14 protein-coding genes are annotated in these 16,246 nt (G+C 71.7%); 3 read left to right on the forward strand and 11 right to left on the reverse strand.

What is annotated here, in order from left to right; all coding sequences use genetic code 11:
* Nucleotides 1–50: 50 nt before the first annotated feature.
* Nucleotides 51–728, reverse strand: a complete 678-nt coding sequence (locus tag ABZT17_RS29615; protein ID WP_030941720.1) for a response regulator transcription factor — start codon at nt 726–728, stop codon at nt 51–53.
* Nucleotides 729–1,025: 297 nt separating this feature from the next.
* Here ABZT17_RS29615 and ABZT17_RS29620 point away from each other — a divergent pair, with 297 nt between their 5' ends.
* A complete protein-coding gene (locus tag ABZT17_RS29620) occupies nt 1,026–2,522 on the forward strand; it encodes an oligopeptide:H+ symporter (RefSeq protein ID WP_356353130.1) in 1,497 nt (498 codons plus the stop codon).
* A gap of 67 nt (nt 2,523–2,589) precedes the next feature.
* On the opposite strand, the gene ABZT17_RS29625 is transcribed toward ABZT17_RS29620, so the two are convergent.
* The 7 genes from ABZT17_RS29625 to ABZT17_RS29655 all read right to left on the reverse strand — a co-directional run bounded on the left by ABZT17_RS29625 (nt 2,590) and on the right by ABZT17_RS29655 (nt 9,539).
* Entirely contained in the window at nt 2,590–3,834 is a 1,245-nt protein-coding gene (locus tag ABZT17_RS29625) for a hypothetical protein (protein ID WP_356353186.1), read from the reverse strand.
* Between the two features lie 62 nt (nt 3,835–3,896).
* Nucleotides 3,897–4,973, reverse strand: coding sequence for a hypothetical protein (locus ABZT17_RS29630; RefSeq protein WP_356353187.1), 1,077 nt, complete (start codon nt 4,971–4,973; stop codon nt 3,897–3,899).
* Between the two features lie 8 nt (nt 4,974–4,981).
* Entirely contained in the window at nt 4,982–5,818 is an 837-nt protein-coding gene (locus ABZT17_RS29635) for a hypothetical protein (RefSeq protein WP_356353132.1), read from the reverse strand.
* 72 nt (nt 5,819–5,890) lie between these two features.
* Nucleotides 5,891–6,586: an LPXTG cell wall anchor domain-containing protein gene (locus ABZT17_RS29640; protein ID WP_356353134.1), complete on the reverse strand. Its 696-nt coding sequence runs from the start codon at nt 6,584–6,586 to the stop codon at nt 5,891–5,893.
* Between the two features lie 160 nt (nt 6,587–6,746).
* Entirely contained in the window at nt 6,747–8,027 is a 1,281-nt protein-coding gene (serS, locus tag ABZT17_RS29645) for a serine--tRNA ligase (RefSeq protein ID WP_356353135.1), read from the reverse strand.
* A 326-nt stretch (nt 8,028–8,353) separates the two neighbouring features.
* Complete coding sequence (locus tag ABZT17_RS29650; protein ID WP_356353137.1) at nt 8,354–8,917, reverse strand: ATP-binding protein; 564 nt, start codon at nt 8,915–8,917, stop codon at nt 8,354–8,356.
* A gap of 244 nt (nt 8,918–9,161) precedes the next feature.
* Complete coding sequence (locus ABZT17_RS29655) at nt 9,162–9,539, reverse strand: STAS domain-containing protein (protein WP_356353139.1); 378 nt, start codon at nt 9,537–9,539, stop codon at nt 9,162–9,164.
* 239 nt (nt 9,540–9,778) lie between these two features.
* Between ABZT17_RS29655 and ABZT17_RS29660 the strand changes: the two genes are divergently transcribed.
* On the forward strand, nt 9,779–10,678 hold the full coding sequence (locus ABZT17_RS29660; protein ID WP_356353188.1) for an RNA polymerase sigma factor SigF: 900 nt from the start codon (nt 9,779–9,781) through the stop codon (nt 10,676–10,678).
* Nucleotides 10,679–10,875: 197 nt separating this feature from the next.
* Entirely contained in the window at nt 10,876–12,456 is a 1,581-nt protein-coding gene (locus ABZT17_RS29665; protein WP_356353141.1) for an RICIN domain-containing protein, read from the forward strand.
* Between the two features lie 15 nt (nt 12,457–12,471).
* On the opposite strand, the gene hutI is transcribed toward ABZT17_RS29665, so the two are convergent.
* Genes hutI through ABZT17_RS29680 form a run of 3 tightly spaced genes read right to left on the reverse strand, consistent with a single transcriptional unit; the run spans nt 12,472 to nt 16,210 of the window.
* Entirely contained in the window at nt 12,472–13,647 is a 1,176-nt protein-coding gene (gene hutI, locus ABZT17_RS29670) for an imidazolonepropionase (RefSeq protein WP_356353144.1), read from the reverse strand.
* Nucleotides 13,648–13,667: 20 nt separating this feature from the next.
* The gene (locus ABZT17_RS29675; protein WP_356353146.1) at nt 13,668–15,005 is read right to left on the reverse strand and encodes a formimidoylglutamate deiminase; all 1,338 of its coding nucleotides are present in this window, start codon (nt 15,003–15,005) and stop codon (nt 13,668–13,670) included.
* Nucleotides 15,002–16,210 (reverse strand): allantoate amidohydrolase, encoded by a 1,209-nt coding sequence (locus tag ABZT17_RS29680; RefSeq protein ID WP_356353189.1) that lies wholly within the window; start codon nt 16,208–16,210, stop codon nt 15,002–15,004. Before ABZT17_RS29680 ends, ABZT17_RS29675 begins: the two co-directional genes overlap by 4 nt.
* Between the last annotated feature and the right edge of the window lie 36 nt (nt 16,211–16,246).

Raw genomic sequence — 16,246 nt, forward strand, 5'->3', positions numbered from 1 at the left:
GTGGCTTCAGACACCGGCGAAACCAACCCCGGCGCAACGCGCGTAGCCGCTCAGCTCTTCTCGAAGCGGAAACCGACGCCACGGACCGTGGCGATGTATCGGGGGTTCGCCGCGTCGTCGCCCAGCTTCTTGCGCAGCCAGGAGATGTGCATGTCGAGCGTCTTGGTCGACGACCACCACGTGGTGTCCCAGACCTCCCGCATCAGCTGGTCGCGCGTGACGACCCGCCCCGCGTCCCGCACCAGCACCCGCAGCAGGTCGAACTCCTTGGCGGTCAGCTGGAGTTCCTCGTCGCCCATCCAGGCCCGGTGCGACTCCACGTCGATCCGCACACCGTGCGTGGCCGGCGGCTGGGCCGGCTCGGCCGCGCCGCGACGGAGCAGCGCCCGCACCCGGGCGAGCAGCTCGGCGAGCCGGAACGGCTTGGTGACGTAGTCGTCGGCGCCGGCGTCGAGACCGACGACGGTGTCCACCTCGTCGGCACGCGCGGTCAGGATGAGGATCGGCACGGTGTGGCCCTCGGCGCGCAGCCGGCGGGCCACCTCGAGGCCGTCCATGCCGGGCAGTCCGAGGTCCAGCACGACCAGGTCGATGCCGCCGGCGTTCCCGGCGTCGAGTGCGGTCGGGCCGTCCTCGCGCACCTCGACCTCGTAACCTTCCCGGCGCAGAGCGCGGGCCAGCGGCTCCGAGATGGACGCGTCGTCCTCGGCGAGCAGTACACGGGTCATGAGGTGATGGTAGTCCGCTCTTGACACGTGCTGTGGTGTGATCGGCACCAGTGATTCTTACCTTCGTAGATCACGAAACGAACCTGTGTATCCACGGTGTGATCTTCGAGGAGACCTTGGAAAGCGGTGTACGGTTCCTTCGACACCTGTGATTCGTGTCTCAAGTCCTTCCATTTCAGGCACTGTCCTGCCGTATGGTGAAAAAGCAATGCCTGTAGCACTGCGGGGACCTTTGGCGGACATCGACGCTGAAGGTCTCTTTTGTGTGCGGTAAACCCCCACCAGCAAGGATCGACCATGGCGTCCAGCCTGACGAAGGACTCGGTGACCCCGGGCACCCCCGGTTCCGAGCGGACCTTCTTCGGCCACCCCCGCGGACTGGCCACCCTCTTCATGACCGAGATGTGGGAGCGCTTCTCCTACTACGGCATGAAGGCCCTGCTCCCGCTGTACCTGGTGGCCCCCGGCGGCCTGCACCTGAGCGCGGCCACCGCGACCGCGATCTACTCGGTGTACCTGTCGCTCGTGTACCTGCTCGCCCTGCCGGGCGGCTGGTTCGCGGACCGCGTCCTCGGCCCCCGCAGGACCGTCGCCGTCGCCGGCGCGGTTATCATGCTCGGCCACCTCACCCTGGCCCTGCCGAACGCCGGCACCTTCTACGCGGGCCTCGGCCTCGTCGCGATCGGCTCCGGTCTGCTGAAGGCCAACATCTCCACGATGGTCGGGCACCTCTACGACGGCCCGGACGACCCGCGCCGCGACGGCGGCTTCACGGTGTTCTACATCGGCATCAACCTCGGCGCCTTCGCGGCCCCGCTGGTCATCGGCACCGTCGGTGAGAACGTCAACTGGCACCTGGGCTTCGCGCTGGCCGCGCTCGGCATGGCGCTGGGGCTCGCCCAGTACCTGCTCGGCAGCCGCCACCTCAGCAGCCAGTCGAACATCGTGCCGACCCCGCTGTCCGCCGAGGAGAAGGCGAAGACCCTGCGCAAGTCGGCCTTCTGGGCCGCCGTCGCCGTCGTCTTCTACGCGGTCGTCGGCTTCTCCGGCCACTACACCCTGAACTGGCTGCTGGTGCCGATCACGATCGCCGGTCTGGTCATCCCGGTGATGGTCATCACCCGTATCAAGCGGGACAGGGAACTGGACCGGGCCGAGCAGTCGAAGATGTCGGCGTACATCTGGTTCTTCGTCGCCGCCGCGGTCTTCTGGATGATCTACGACCAGGGCGGCTCGACCGTCTCCCTGTTCGCCGACTCCTCCGCGGACAACACGGTCTTCGGCTGGGAGTTCCCGGTCTCCTGGTACCAGTCGGTCAACCCGGTCATGATCATGGCGTTCGCGCCGGTCTTCGCCTGGGCGTGGCTGGCGCTGGCCCGCCGGGGCAAGGAGCCGAGCACGGCCGTGAAGTTCGCGATGGGCCTGGTCATGATCGGCGCGTCGTTCTTCCTCTTCCTCGTGCCGCTGGGCATCGCCGACGGCGGACACAAGGCCGCCGCGATGTGGCTGGTCGGCATCTACTTCGTGCAGACCGTGGGTGAGCTGACGCTGTCCCCGGTGGGCCTGTCGGTCACCACGAAGATGGCGCCCGCGAAGTACGCCTCGCAGATGATGGGCGTGTGGTTCCTCGCGGTCACCGCGGGCGACGCGACGACCGGCCTGCTCGCCATCGCCGGGGTCGACCTCAACAGGACGGGCATCGTGGCCCTCCAGGCGGTCCTCGCCGTCCTCGCGGGCGCCGCGGTGTGGATGTACCGCAGGAAGGTCAGGGAACTCATGGGCGACGTGCACTGACGCCCGGGCACATGACATAGAGCCACCTCGTCCTCCGGGACGGGGTGGCTCCTGTCGCTCTCGGGTCTCACCGGGTGCGTCGCCCCGGCATGAACGTGAAGACCGCCGCGCCCAGCAGGACCGCGGTGCCCGCCACCAGGCCCAGGGCCTTCAGGGCGCCGTGGTCTTCGGAACCCGTCGCCGCCAGGCCGCCGCTCGACGAGGACGACGTACCGCCCGAGGTCGAGGAGCCGCCGCTCGCGCCGCCTTCCTGGGCCGTGGTGTCCAGGGTCAGGGAGACCGCTGTACTGTCCGGCTTGCAGGTGGTCGTGGTGCCGAGGGCGGAGATGGTGAGGACGCCCGGGGAGAGGGTCGAGGTGCCGTCGGCGCCCGGCTTGTAGGTGCCGGTGAGGTCGGGGATCTCGATCGGGGCGCCCGACTTGATCGGCGCGGAGTTGGTGGGGCCCTCGACATGCACGGTGCCCTTGTCGGCGCCACCGAGGACGACCTCCATGGAGGGCTTCACCGAGTCCTTGGGGATGTCGACGGGGCTGTCCATCACCGACTTCTTGAACTGCACGGTGAGGTCGTAACTCCCGCCGTTCTTCGTGGCGTTGATCTGGATCGGGGAGGTCGCCCTCTTCTGGCCGATGGGCGACTGGCAGGTGTAGGGGATCTCGACTTCCTTGCCAGTGAAGGAGGTCTGTCCGCTGTCGGTCGCGGACGGGGTCGCGCTGGCGGTCTCCGAGGGGCTCTCGGTCGGCGTCGCGGAGGCCGAGTCGGTGGGGGAAGCCGTGTCCGTCGGGGACGCCGTGTCCGTGGGGTCGGAGGTGCCGTCGCCCGCTGTCACCTGGATCGTCGCCGCCTTCTGGACCGTCTCGGTCGGCGTGCACTTGGTGTCCGTCGACATGGCGTTGACGGTGTAGGCGCCGGGTGTCAGCGTCACCTCGCCCGCCGTCGTCAGCTTCAGCTTGCCCGTCATGTCGGACAGCACCATGGCACCGCCCTTGGGGATCGCCGGGTTCTTCCGCGGGCCCTGCATCGCGATGTCGGCGGTCTGGGCGCCGGCCGCCTTCAACACCCCGGACGGCTGGACCGAGTCGGCGGGCAGGTCGATGATGTCCGGGTTCTTCGAGGCGGCCTGGACGAACTTCCACACGACGTCCACGGTGTCGCCCACCTTGGCCGTGGCCGGCGCGGTGATCTCGACCTTCGTGGTGCCGTCGACGGGGGTGATGCCCGCGGGCGGCACACAGTGCGTCGCGTACGACACCTCCGCCGCCTGCGCGATCCCCGCGGTCAGCCCCAGCAGGGCCCCCGCACCGCCGAGCACCAGCGCGGCCCCCGCCGCGCCCAGCCTCCCGCTGCCGGCCGGTGTGACTCTCCTTCGCTTTCTCACGTGATTCCCTTCCTGGTGGGAGTCGTGGGACTCGTCGGGCTGTCGTCGTGCGGTGCGGAGAGCCGGCCGGCCGTGCCCGGATCGGCGTCCGGGGTGAACCACGGCAGGGTCGGAGTGGAGGGGGGCGCGGCATGGGCGCCCGGCTTCTGGCCGCCGAACTTCGGCAGGCGCAGGGCGAGTTCGGGCAGCCTGAGCCCGCGATGGCGCAGGCCGCCCGCCTTGCGGGGCCGTATCCGGTCCACGATCGCCATGCCGGCGCGGAACAGCGCGGCCGGTACGACGACACAGACCAGGATCCAGAACAGGGTCACGCCCCAGGGCCGGCCCACGCCCCAGGGCTGCTCGGCGAGCATCTTCCCGCCGTACTTCAGCGAGACCGTGTAGTCGCCGTGCGCTCCCGCGCCGAGCTCGACGGGCAGTTTGATCCGCGCCTTCTGACCGGGGGCGAGGGTGCCGCGCCACTCCTGGTCCTCCCACTGCGGGGCGAACACCCCGTGGGAGGTGCCGACCTGGAAGACCGGGTTCTTGACCGGGGAGGTGCCGGCGTTGCCGACGGTGAAGACGAGGGTGCGCGACGGCGGGGCGCCGAACCAGGTCAGCAGTCCGCTGGAGCCGGAGAGCCGGGTGTCGGTGAGCATCGACAGCTGCCCGCCCGTGGGCTGTGCGGGAAGCGGCTCCACGGCGTGCCCGGCCACCTGGAACGCCGCGTCCGCCTGCGCCTTGGCCCCCTCCACCGTCGCCACATGCACCACACAGGGACACGGCACGGGCGGCTCGGACACCGGCAGCTTCTTGCTGAAGGCGCCCCTGGCGTCGGTGGTGACGGCCCGACCGTCGCCGTTGGCACAGGAGTTGGTGCCGCCGATCACTCCGCGCGAGGGCGAGGCCTGTCCGCAGACCAGCAGCATCAGCAGCGCGTGCGCCCGCCAGCCACTGCCACTGACGACGACCGAACCGCCGGTCCCCGCCTGGGACTTGGAGACCCGGACCGACGGCCCGGCCGCCGACGCCCACCCGGCGGTCAGCGGCAGCAGCAGCAGCGCGCACACCACCGGCACCACCGCGATCCGCATCTTGCCGTTCACGTCACCGCTCCCGTCGACTCGACTCGCGTACGCGGGGATCCGGACGGCTCGCCGTCGGAGGTACGACGCCTGCGATGCCGTACGAGAAGCAGCGCGCCGCCTGCCGCGACCGCCCCCGCGGCCTGGGCCACCGCGCCCCAGGGCACGAACCGCGCCGAGGCGCCGGCCGAGTCCCGCGCCCCGCCGGCCGCCGTCACCGTCAGCCGTACGTCCACCGCGTCCAGGGCGGGGTGACCGCGCCAGGGCTCGGTGAGGTGGAGGCGGCGCCCCGGCGGGAGGCGCACGGGCAGGGTGCGCGCGGCCCGGTCGAGGGCGGTGCCGAAGACACCGTCGGCGTGCACCGCGAGGGTCGGCACGAGGGTGGTCGTACCCCTGTTGACCAGGTCGTACGTGATGCGGTCACCGCGCACCGCGACATGCTCCACGGTCACCGCGGCGAGCGCGGGCCCACCGGCCCGCACCCGGACCGCAACCGTGCCCCGCCGCCCGTCCTGGTCCCGGACGACGATCTCCCCGACGCGGTCCCCCCGCGCCCGCACGGTGAAGGGCACGTCGGCACGGGTGCGGGCCGGCACTCTCACCCGGCTCTCGGCGAAGACGACCGCGACCCCGCTGCCGCTCAACCGCACGGTCACCGCCCGCCCGCCGCGGTTGACCACCGACACCGTGTCCTGGAGCACCGCCCCGGGCGCTCCCTCGGCGTAGAAGGAGGGCCGGCCGCCGCCGAAGGGCGCGACCGACCACCCGCCGGCCGCGTGCGCGGCGGGCGAAGCCGCCGAGAGGGCCAGCAGCGGCAGCCCCAGGACGACCAGGGCACGGACGGGCGAGGGCATCGGGCGGCTCCAACGGCCATACGGCGGAGGTCTGGACGATCCGGGCGAGGCGACCTGGGTCCGAGCGGGCGCTCAGCGCCGGACGCGAGCCGTCTGGTTCCTCCGGGTCAGCCACAGCGCCCCCGCCGCCCCGGCGAGCAGCACCGTGCCGCCCAACGTCCCCAGGGCGATGGCGGAGTCGTCGGGCCCGGTCTGCGGCAGGGAACCGCCCGAGTCCGTGCCGCTCTGCGAGGTACCGCCGGTGCCGCCCGAGCCGCCGCTCGCCGTGACCGACAGCGTGAGTGCCGGACCGGGGCTGTTCGACGGCGTGCACGTGGTCGTCGTCCCCAGGGCCTTGATGGTGAGGACACCCGGCGTGAAGGTGACGCTGCCCGTCTTCTTCGGGGTGTACGTACCCGTCAGGTCATTGATCTTGATGGGGGTGTTGGCGGGGATCGCCTCCTGGTTGGCGGGGCCCGAGACGTTCACGGTCCCGCTGTCCGCGCCGCCCAGTTTGATGGTGGCGCTCGGATTCATCGCCCCCTTGCCCAGCTCGACCGGGCTGGAGGAGACACCCTTCTGCCACGACATGGTGATCTTGTAACCGCTGCCGCTCTTGACGCCCTTGATGTCGATCGGTGAGACGGCGCTTTTGTCGCCGATCGGGGTCTTGCACTGGTAGTTGACGTCGACGACGTTGGCCTCGGCCGCGGGGGCGGCGAGCAGCACCGCCGAGCCGGCCAGGGCCGCGACGGACGCGAGCGCGGCGGTTCGATTCCGGTACGACACGTTCCGCTCCCTTGACTCGTTCCTGACGGCACATCAGATTCGGCCGTCAAGGTACGCCCGGGCCCTTGAGGAGGGAAGAGAAGGTGCGCGCCGGAGTTGTGGGGATCCGGCGCGCACGGAAAGGGGTTCGAGTGGAGGAGGTGACCCTCGGTAACCCGAGCTAGACCGCGCCCAGCACGTCCGGCAGCCCCCAGCGCCGCAGCACCTCGGGCACGACCACCGTCCCGTCGGCCCGCTGGTGCTGCTCCAGGATCGCCGGGAGCAGGCGGCTGGTGGCGAGACCCGACGCGTTGAGCGTATGGACGTACGCGGGTCTGCCGCCGCCCTGCGGCCGGTACCGGATGCCACCGCGCCGGGCCTGGTACTCACGGGCGTTCGAGACCGAGCTGACCTCGGCGTAGCCGCCGAGGCTGGGCAGCCAGACCTCCACGTCGTAGGTCTTGGCCTGGGCGGGGCTGGTGTCCCCGGCGGCGAGCCGGGTGACCCGGTGATGCAGACCCAGCCCGGCGACCAACTCCTCCGCGCGGGCCAGCAGTTCGAGCTGTGCCGCCGCCGAGTCCGCCGGCCGGGCGAACTGGAACAGCTCGACCTTGTTGAACTGGTGGCCGCGCAGGGTGCCCCGCTCCGCCGTCCGGTAACCGCCGCTCTCCCTGCGGTAACAGGGCGTGTAAGAGACGTACTTGAGCGGCAGCTCCCGCTCGTCGAGGGTCTCGCCGCGGTGCAGGTTGACCAGGGCGGTCTCGGCGGTGGGGAGGAGGAAGTGCCCGTCGTCCGTGCGGAAGACCTCGTCGGCGAACTTGGGGAACTGGCCCGCCGTATAACCCGCTTCGTAGGTCAGCAGATGCGGTGGGAGGACGAACTCGTAGCCGGCCCGTCGGTGGGCGTCGAGGAAGTGGTTGAGCAGCGCCCACTCCAGGGCCGCCCCCTGGCCGCGGTAGATCCAGTAGCCGTTGCCGGCGAGTGCGGTGCCGCGTCCGTGGTCGACCAGCCGCAGGTCCTGGGCGAGGGCCATATGGTCCTTGGGACGGAAGGCGAACTCCGGGCGCTCCCCCGCGGTCCGTACGACTTCGTTGTTCTCCTTGCCGCCGGCGACCACGTCGTCGTCCGGAAGGTTGGGCAGGGCGTCGAGGAACTCCTGGTGTCTTCCGGCGAGTTCGGCGAGCCGGGCCTCCGCGTCGGCGAGGCGGCCGGCGAGGGCCCTCGCCTCGGCCCGGAGTTCCTCGACCTGGAGTTCCTCGGCCGCCTGCCCGCCGCGGCGCCGTACCGCGATGTCCGCCGAGAGGCGCCGCCGCTCGCCGCGCAGCCGCTCCACGGCGGTGCGCGCCTCGCGGAAGGCGGTGTCCAGGGCGAGGAAGGCGGGGATGTCGGCGTCGACGGCGCGTTTGCGCAGACCGGCGCGGACCTGGTCGGGATGGTCGCGGATGAGGGTGACGTCGAGCATGGTGCGCTCCGTCCGGTGCTGCCGGAACGGCACACGGCCGCCCCGGGGTGGGTCCCTCGGGGCGTGGGCGAGAGGGTGCTCGCGGTGCCACCACGCCTTCACCGTCGTACACACGTACGCACGTACACACATGCACAGGCACATATGTGCACAGCACGGGTCACGACGGTCTCGTCGCGGCCCGATGACGGGGGCCGGCCGGCGGGGCATTTCCTCCCCGCACTCGGGAGTGGATTCACCGCGGCCCGTGCGGGCTCCCGGTTACTTGTCTCCGTCAGCGCGTTGCCGACGAGGGTAGAGCAGCGCCTCGGGGCGAGGGAACCGAATTACGCGGGGGTGCCGAGCTCCGCCCAGACCGCCTTGCCGGCCACTCCGGGCGTCCGCACGACCCCCCAGTCCAGGCACAGACGCTGCACGATGAACATGCCGTGGCCGCCGGGGCGGCCCGCGCGGTGCGGGGTGCGCGGGGTCGGCTGGCCGGTGCCGCGGTCGGCGACCTCCAGGCGGATCACCTTGTTGTCGAGGGTGATCCGCAGCTCGCTGGGGCCCTCGGCGTGCAGACAGGCGTTGGTCACCAGCTCGGAGACGACGAGCAGGACGTCCTCGGCGGCGGCCCGGCGGTCGGCCGTGTCGGCGGGCAGCCAGCCCCACGCGTACAGCGCCTGGCGGGTGAAGTCGCGGGCGAGCGGGACGACGCCGCTGGTCCCCTCGAAGTCCAGTCTGCGGGCCTGTCGCCCCCCGGACGACACGGATGACGACACGGACCGACCCGACGACGCGCCGTCCTCTTCGGACGTCCCGCCCGCGGGTGCGCCCCCCTCGGACGTCCCGGAAGCGCCGCTGGGCTCCGGGCCGCGGTCGCCCGGCGGGTAAGGCCGGGTGGTGCTCATCAGCGCTTCACCTCACCGATTCACCGGTTCACGATTCAAGAGTCTGTACGGAGTCAACAGTCTGTACGTGTTTCGGCGGTTGATCCGCCAGTTGTCTGCCGACATGTTCAGGATGTCTCCTGCCCGACCGAACCGGCAGAACACCCCCTGTTTCGGCACGGACGGCGCGCCGCCCGGAAAGTGCCGGTCACACAGAGGTCGGCGGGGCGGGGCACAGAGTGCCGACCACCCCGCCGGGCCGGGCTCAGCCGGCTTCGTCGGACAGGGCCGCCTCGAGCGTGTCGTGGACGGTGAAGACCGCCTCCGCCCCCGTGATCTCGAAGACCCGCGCCACCACCGGGAGCATCCCGGCGAGCGTGACCCCGCCACCGGCGGCCTCGGCCTTCAGCCGGGCCCCCAGCAGCACGTTCAGCCCCGTGGAGTCGCAGAACTCCAGTCGTGCGCAGTCCACGACCAGCCGGTTGAATCCTTTGGCGAGGCAGTCCTCGAGCGGCTCCCGCAGCAGATCGGCGGTGTGGTGATCCAACTCACCCGCCGGTGTCACGACTGCGCTGGAGCCCTCTTCCCTGACCTCCACCAGAAGCCGGCCAGACTGTGCGCTGCCGACCGTCCCGCGGTCCATGCCGCCTCTCTCTCCCGACGTCGTGGGCTGCTGACGTACGCCCTCGAACACTACGCCTTCCTCACACTCTCCGACACCCGAACAACCGCACGAAAACGGACATATCCCCACGTAGAGCACTTGCGGCGGCGGTGGGAAAGCGGGTAGGGCTAGTAGAGATACGTAACCGACACGGCCGGCTTTGGAGGCGCCGCACACCGCAGTGCACGCAAGGCTTCGGCAGCCCGATGCCGAGAACGATGGAGGACATCATGTCACCCCGGCTCGACGCACCCGCACCCCACACCCGGCAGGCGACGTCGACACCCCCTCCGGAACATGACGACACGGACCTGCTCGCCGGCCTTCCGGAGATCCCCCCGTTCGACGAGGTGGGCCCGGTCGACGCACGAGCGCTGTCCAAGACCCTCTTCGAGCGGCTGGAGTCGCTGGAGGAAGGCACGTACGAATACTCGTACGTCCGCAACACCCTCGTCGAACTGAACCTCGCGCTGGTCAAGTTCGCCGCCTCCCGCTTCCGCTCGCGCAGCGAGCCGATGGAGGACATCATCCAGGTCGGCACGATAGGCCTGATCAAGGCGATCGACCGGTTCGAGCTCTCCCGGGGCGTCGAGTTCCCCACCTTCGCGATGCCGACCATCGTCGGGGAGATCAAGCGCTTCTTCCGTGACACCTCGTGGTCCGTGCGCGTCCCGCGCCGGCTGCAGGAGCTGCGCCTCGACCTGGCCAAGGCCGGTGACGAGCTGTCCCAGAAGCTGGACCGGGCGCCGACCGTGGCGGAGCTCGCGGAGCGCCTCGGCCTCACCAGGGACGAGGTCGTCGAGGGCATGGCGGCGTCGAACGCGTACACCGCCTCCTCGCTGGACGCCCAGCCGGAGGAGGACGACTCCGAGGGCGCGCTCGCGGACCGGATCGGGTACGAGGACCACGGCCTGGAGGGCATCGAGTACGTCGAGTCGCTCAAGCCGCTGATCGCCGAACTCCCCTCGCGGGACCGGCAGATCCTCTCCCTGCGCTTCGTCGCGGGCATGACCCAGTCGGAGATCGGCGAGGAACTCGGCATCTCCCAGATGCATGTCTCACGGCTGCTGTCGCGCACACTGGTGCGGCTGCGCAAGGGGCTGACGCTGGAGGAGTGACCGTGACCGCCCGGGTGACGGTTTCCCGAAAGTTCTTTCCCGGCCGGCGGCCACTGTGACCAGGACAGGTCACAGTGGCCGCTTTCGTTACCCACAGAAACCCTTTCACCAGAGGTTCGCTTCCATCACTATGGGCTCCCAATGCCCACCGGCAGGTCAGGTCTCCGGCGGGCAAGGGCGCAAGGAGGCGGATGCCGATGGCTCGGGCCGACCGGACCGACAACGGCGTCGAAGGCGGAACAGGGATCGCCGATACCGAGGGTGCGGCCGATGTGCGGCTCGTGGAGCTGCTGCGGACCAGCACCGTCACCGCGTATCCCGCCCTGCAGGAACTCCGCGCCCGGCACCGGCCCGCGGTGCTCGCCTACGCCCGGCTGTGCACGACGAGCGACTCGACGGCCGGTCAACTGGCCGCACAGGCCTTCACCATGGCGGCGCGTCAGATCGCGGGCGGCTCCGAACCACTTGTCCCGCTGCGCCATGAACTCCTGCTGCTGACCGCCCGCTCGGCCGCCTCCTGGGCCTACGACGAGCGGGTCGCGGGCCTCGACCCCGGCCTGCTGCTGACGCTGGGCGCACCGGACCCCGAGGGCCCGGTCCCGCCCCTCCTCGGCGCCTTCCAGTCCCTCCCCAGCCGCGCACAGGGCCTGATCTGGTACGGCGTGGTGGACCGCGAACCCCATGAGCGCACCGCCGTCCTCCTCGGGCTCACCCCCGAGGACGTCGCCCATGAGATCCCGTTCGCCCTCCAGGCCATGGCCCACGCCTGTCTCCGCTCCCGTCTGGCCGCCTCCTCCGATCCCCGCTGCGGCAACTTCGGCCGCCTCATCGAGGAGTCGGTACGGCCCGACAACCCCCGCGACAGTGCCGATCTGCGCGCCCACATGGTCCACTGCGTCCACTGCACGGCTGCCCACGCGGAACTGACGGCCCTGCGCGACGCCCCGCGCAGGGCCCTCGCCGAGGGGCTGCTGCCGTGGGCGGGGACGCCGTACGCGATCCGCGACGAGCCGCGTCCGCAGACGACACGCAGGTCGGCGGCGGGTGCCAGGAGGGCCAAGCCCCTCGCGGGAGCGACGGCCTGGCCGCCCTCCCGGCGGGTGCTGCTCACCTCGCTCGCCGTCGCCGTCGCCCTCACCCCGCTGCTGGTCCTCCTGCTCTCCCGGATCGGCGGCTCACCGGCCGGGTCCTCCCGGCAGGCGGCGGGCGCGACCGGCGCGCCCACGAGCGTGCCACCGGTGACGGCGGACGTCTCGCCCACGCCTTCCGCCTCCCCGTCCGCCTCCGCCTCCGCGAGCACCTCCCCTTCCCCCACCCGGAGTCCGTCCCCCTCCAAGTCGGCGAAGCCCAGTCCCTCCCCCGCCGCGCACGCCCCGAACGGCACCTACGCCCAGATCGTGAACGCCTCCACCGGCCGCTGCCTCGACATCCGTGACGGCGACCTCGCGGACGGCACAGACGTCGTCACGGCCCCCTGCACCTCCTCCGACACCCAGCGCTGGCGGGTCGACACGGCCCGCGGGGTGGTCCAGTCGTACGCCGACTCGGACTACTGCCTCGACAGCCGGGGCGACGTCGACAAGGGCGTCGGCATCTGGGAGTGCGCCTCGGTCAGCGGCGACCACGGCCAGAACCTGAGGTTCACGGTGGACCCGGACGGCGTGATCCGCCCGGCGATCGCCATCGAGACCGGGGTGACCCCGGCGGGCGGGGACGGGGTGGCGGTGCGGCCGCTGGACGGAGGTGCCGCGCAGCGGTGGCGGGCGGGGGCGCGGTGACGGGCCGGGGCGGGCTCAGCCCTGGTGGACGCCCCGTCGCCATACGTCGGTGACCAGCGGTACGCCCGGCCGGTAGGCCAGATGGACATGGCTCGGCGCGTCGAGGGCGATGAGGTCCGCGTACGCGCCCGGCGTCAGGCAGCCGATGTCGTCGCGCCGGAGTGCCGCCGCGCCGCCCGCCGTGGCCGACCAGACCGCCTCGTCCGGGGTCATCCGCATGTCCCGTACCGCGAGAGCGATACAGAAGGGCACGGAGGAGGTGAAGGACGAGCCGGGGTTGCAGTCCGTGGAGAGGGCGACCGTGACGCCGGCGTCGAGGAGCCGTCGGGCGTCCGGCCATTCGGCGCGGGTGGAGAACTCGGCGCCGGGCAGGAGCGTGGCCACCGTGTCGCCGTTGGCCAGGGCGTCGATGTCGGCGTCGGTGAGGTGGGTGCAGTGGTCCGCGCTGGCGGCGTCCAGTTCGACCGCCAGCTGCACGCCGGGTCCGTAGGAGAGCTGGTTGGCGTGGATGCGCGGGTGCAGGCCCCTGGCCTTGCCGGCGGTGAGGATCGCCCGGGCCTGGTCGCCGTCGAAGGCGCCCTTCTCGCAGAACACGTCGATCCAGCGGGCGTACGGGGCGCAGGCGTCGAGCATCTCGCCGGTGACCAGGGCGACATAGGCCGCCGGGTCGTCGGCGTGGTCCGGGGGGACGATGTGCGCGCCGAGGTACGTCACCTCGTCGGTGTGCCGGGCCGCGATGCGCAGGGCGCGCGACTCGTCCTCGACGGTCAGGCCGTAGCCCGACTTGGTCTCGAACGTCGTCGTGCCCTGGCGGAGGGCCTCGGCGAGGTACCGGGTGAGGTTGGCCTCCAGCGCCTCGTCGGTCGCGGCGCGGGTGGCGGCGACGGTGGTCCGGATGCCGCCCGCGGTGTAGGTGCGACCGGACATGCGGGCGTTGAACTCCTGCGTCCGGTCGCCCGCGAAGACCAGGTGGGAGTGGGAGTCGACGAAGCCCGGCAGGACCGCCCGGCCACCGGCGTCGACCCGGTTGTCAGTGGCGGGTGCTTTGCTTGATTCACCGGTCCACACGACACGGTCGCCCTCGATGACGACGGCCGCGTCCTGGATCAGACCGAGAGGGGATCCGTCGCCCAGGGAGGGGGAGTTGGTGACCAGCGTGGCGATGTTGGTGATGACGGTGCTGCTGCTCATGGCGTCCTCGTGGGTGGTCGTCAGGCGCGGAGGGCTTCGACCGCCCGCGCGAGGGCTTGCGGCACATCCGGTACGAGCGTGTGCGCCCCGTCGCGTACGACGTGCCGTCCGCCCACGATCGTGTGACGTACGTCCGCTGCCGTCGCGGCGAATACGGCCGTCTCGGCGCCCAGCCTGGGCAGCGGGCCCGCCGTCCTGACCGAGTCCAGGGCGATCGTCGTGAGGTCGGCGAGCGCGCCCTGCTCGATCGTCCCCGCCTCGTCCCAGCCGAGGGCGGCGTGACCGTCGGCGGAGGCGGCGCGCAGAAGGGCCGCCGCCGTCCAGTGGCCGCGGGTGCGGCTGTGCAGGCGTTCGTTCAGCTCCATGGCGCGGGCCTCTTCGAGCAGGTCGATGACGGCGTGGCTGTCGGAGCCGAGCGAGAGCGGAGAGCCCTCGTTCTGCAGGGCCACTGCGGGTCCGATGCCGTCCGCGAGGTCCCGTTCGGTCGTCGGGCACATGCAGGTGCCGGTGCCGCTGCCGCCGATGAGGGAGATGTCCTCGGCCGTGAGGTGGGTGTTGTGGACGCCGGTGGTGCGCGGCCCGAGCACCCCGTGCAGGGCAAGGAGCTGGGTGGGGGTGCAGCCGTGGACCTCCCGGCAGGCGTCGTTCTCGGCGGTCTGCTCGGACAGGTGCACATGGAGGGGGGCCCGCCGCTCCTCGGCCCACCGCGCCACGGTCGTCAACTGGTCGGCGGGCACGGCCCGTACGGAGTGGATGGCCGCCCCGATCCGCGCGTGATCCCGTTCCTTGAGAAGTGAACAGCGTTCGGCCCAGGCCTCCGCGCTGCCGTCGGAGAAGCGGAGCTGATGGGTGTTGGGCGCCTGTCCGAAGCCGGAGGAAAGATAGGCGGTGTCGAGGAGGGTGACGCGGATACCGGCGTCGGCGGCAGCGGCGATCAGAGCCTCGCCCATCGCGTTCGGGTCGGCGTAGGGAGTGCCGCCGGGCGCGTGGTGGACGTAGTGGAACTCGCCGACGGAGGTCACGCCCGCCAGGGCCATCTCGGCGTACACCGCGCGGGCGAGGGCGTGATAGCTCTCCGGGGTCAGCCTGTCGGCGACGGAGTACATGACCTCGCGCCAGGTCCAGAAGGTGCCGGAGCCGACCTGGACGGTGCCGCGCAGGGCGCGGTGGAAGGCGTGCGAATGGGCGTTGGCGAGACCCGGGAGGGTCAGTCCGCGCAGGATCTCCGCACCGGGGGGCGGGGTGGGCACGTCCGTGCGGACGGCCGTGATCCGGCCGCCCGCGACCTCGACGGCGACACCCGGCTCGACGTGGGTGTCGAGCCAGGCGTGTTCCAGCCAGTAGGTCTTCGAGTTCACCCGCAGGCCAGTCCTTCCAGTACGTCGGCGAGGGCGAGCACTCCGGCCACGCAGTCCTCCTCGGCGGCGGACTCGGCCGGGGAGTGCGAGACGCCCGTGGGGTTGCGCACGAACAGCATGGCGGTCGGGACGCTGCCGGAGAGAATCCCGGCGTCGTGTCCGGCTCCGGTGCCCAGGACGGGGACCGTGATGTCGCCGTCCCGGCTCTTGCCGAGGATGCGGGCGAGTTCGTCGCGCAGGGCGTGGTCGAACTCGACGACGGGCGTGAAGGACTCCCGGACGACGTCGAGGGCGATGCCGTGCGCCTCGGCGTACTCCTGGGCGGCCCGTTCGATGCCGCCCACGACGAGGTCGAGGGTGGCCTGGTCCTCGGCGCGTGAGTCGAGCCAGCCGCGCACCAGGGAGGGGATGGCGTTGACGCCGTTCGGCTCGACGGAGATCTTGCCGAAGGTGGCGACGGCGCCGGCGAGCCCGGCCTCACGGCGGGCGGCGAGCACGGTCTCGGCGTACGTCAGCATCGGGTCGCGCCGGTCCACGAGGCGGGTGGTGCCGGCGTGGTTGGCCTCGCCCCGGAAGTCGAACCGCCAGCGGCCGTGCGGCCAGATGGCGCTGGCGATGCCGACCCGGTCGCCGGAGAGGTCCAGCGCCCGGCCCTGTTCGACATGCAGCTCGACGAAGGCACCGATGCGGGCGAGCCGCTCGGGGTCGGCACCGATGCCCTCGGGGTCGTGTCCGGCGGCCTCCATGGCCCGGGGCAGGCTGATCCCGTCCCCGTCGGTCAGCCGGTGCGCCTGCTCGACGGTGAGCTGCCCCGCGGTCAGCCGCGACCCGACACAGGCGAGCCCGAACCGGGCGCCCTCCTCGTCGCCGAAGTTGACGATGGCGAGCGGCTTGGTGAACTGCGCTCCCCTCCAGCGGAGTTCGTCGAGCGCGGCGAAGGAGGACACGACCCCGAGCGGCCCGTCGAAGGCCCCGCCGTCCGGCACGGAGTCCAGATGCGACCCGGTGACGACGGCGTCCCCGGCGGCGGGGTCACCGAGCCAGGCCCACTGGTTCCCGTTCCGGTCGACCTCGTAGTGCAGCCCGCGCCGCTCGGCCTGCTCCCTGAACCAGTCCCGGCACTCGCTGTCGGCACCGGTCCAGGCGTAGCGGCGGTACCCCTTGGAGCCGGGGTGCCGCCCGATGGGCAGCAGCTCGCGCCACATGTCCTGGAAGGATCCGCCGAGCCGCGGGGGGTCGTC

The organism is Streptomyces sp. NPDC005648 (assembly GCF_040605395.1).
GTDB lineage: Bacteria > Actinomycetota > Actinomycetes > Streptomycetales > Streptomycetaceae > Streptomyces.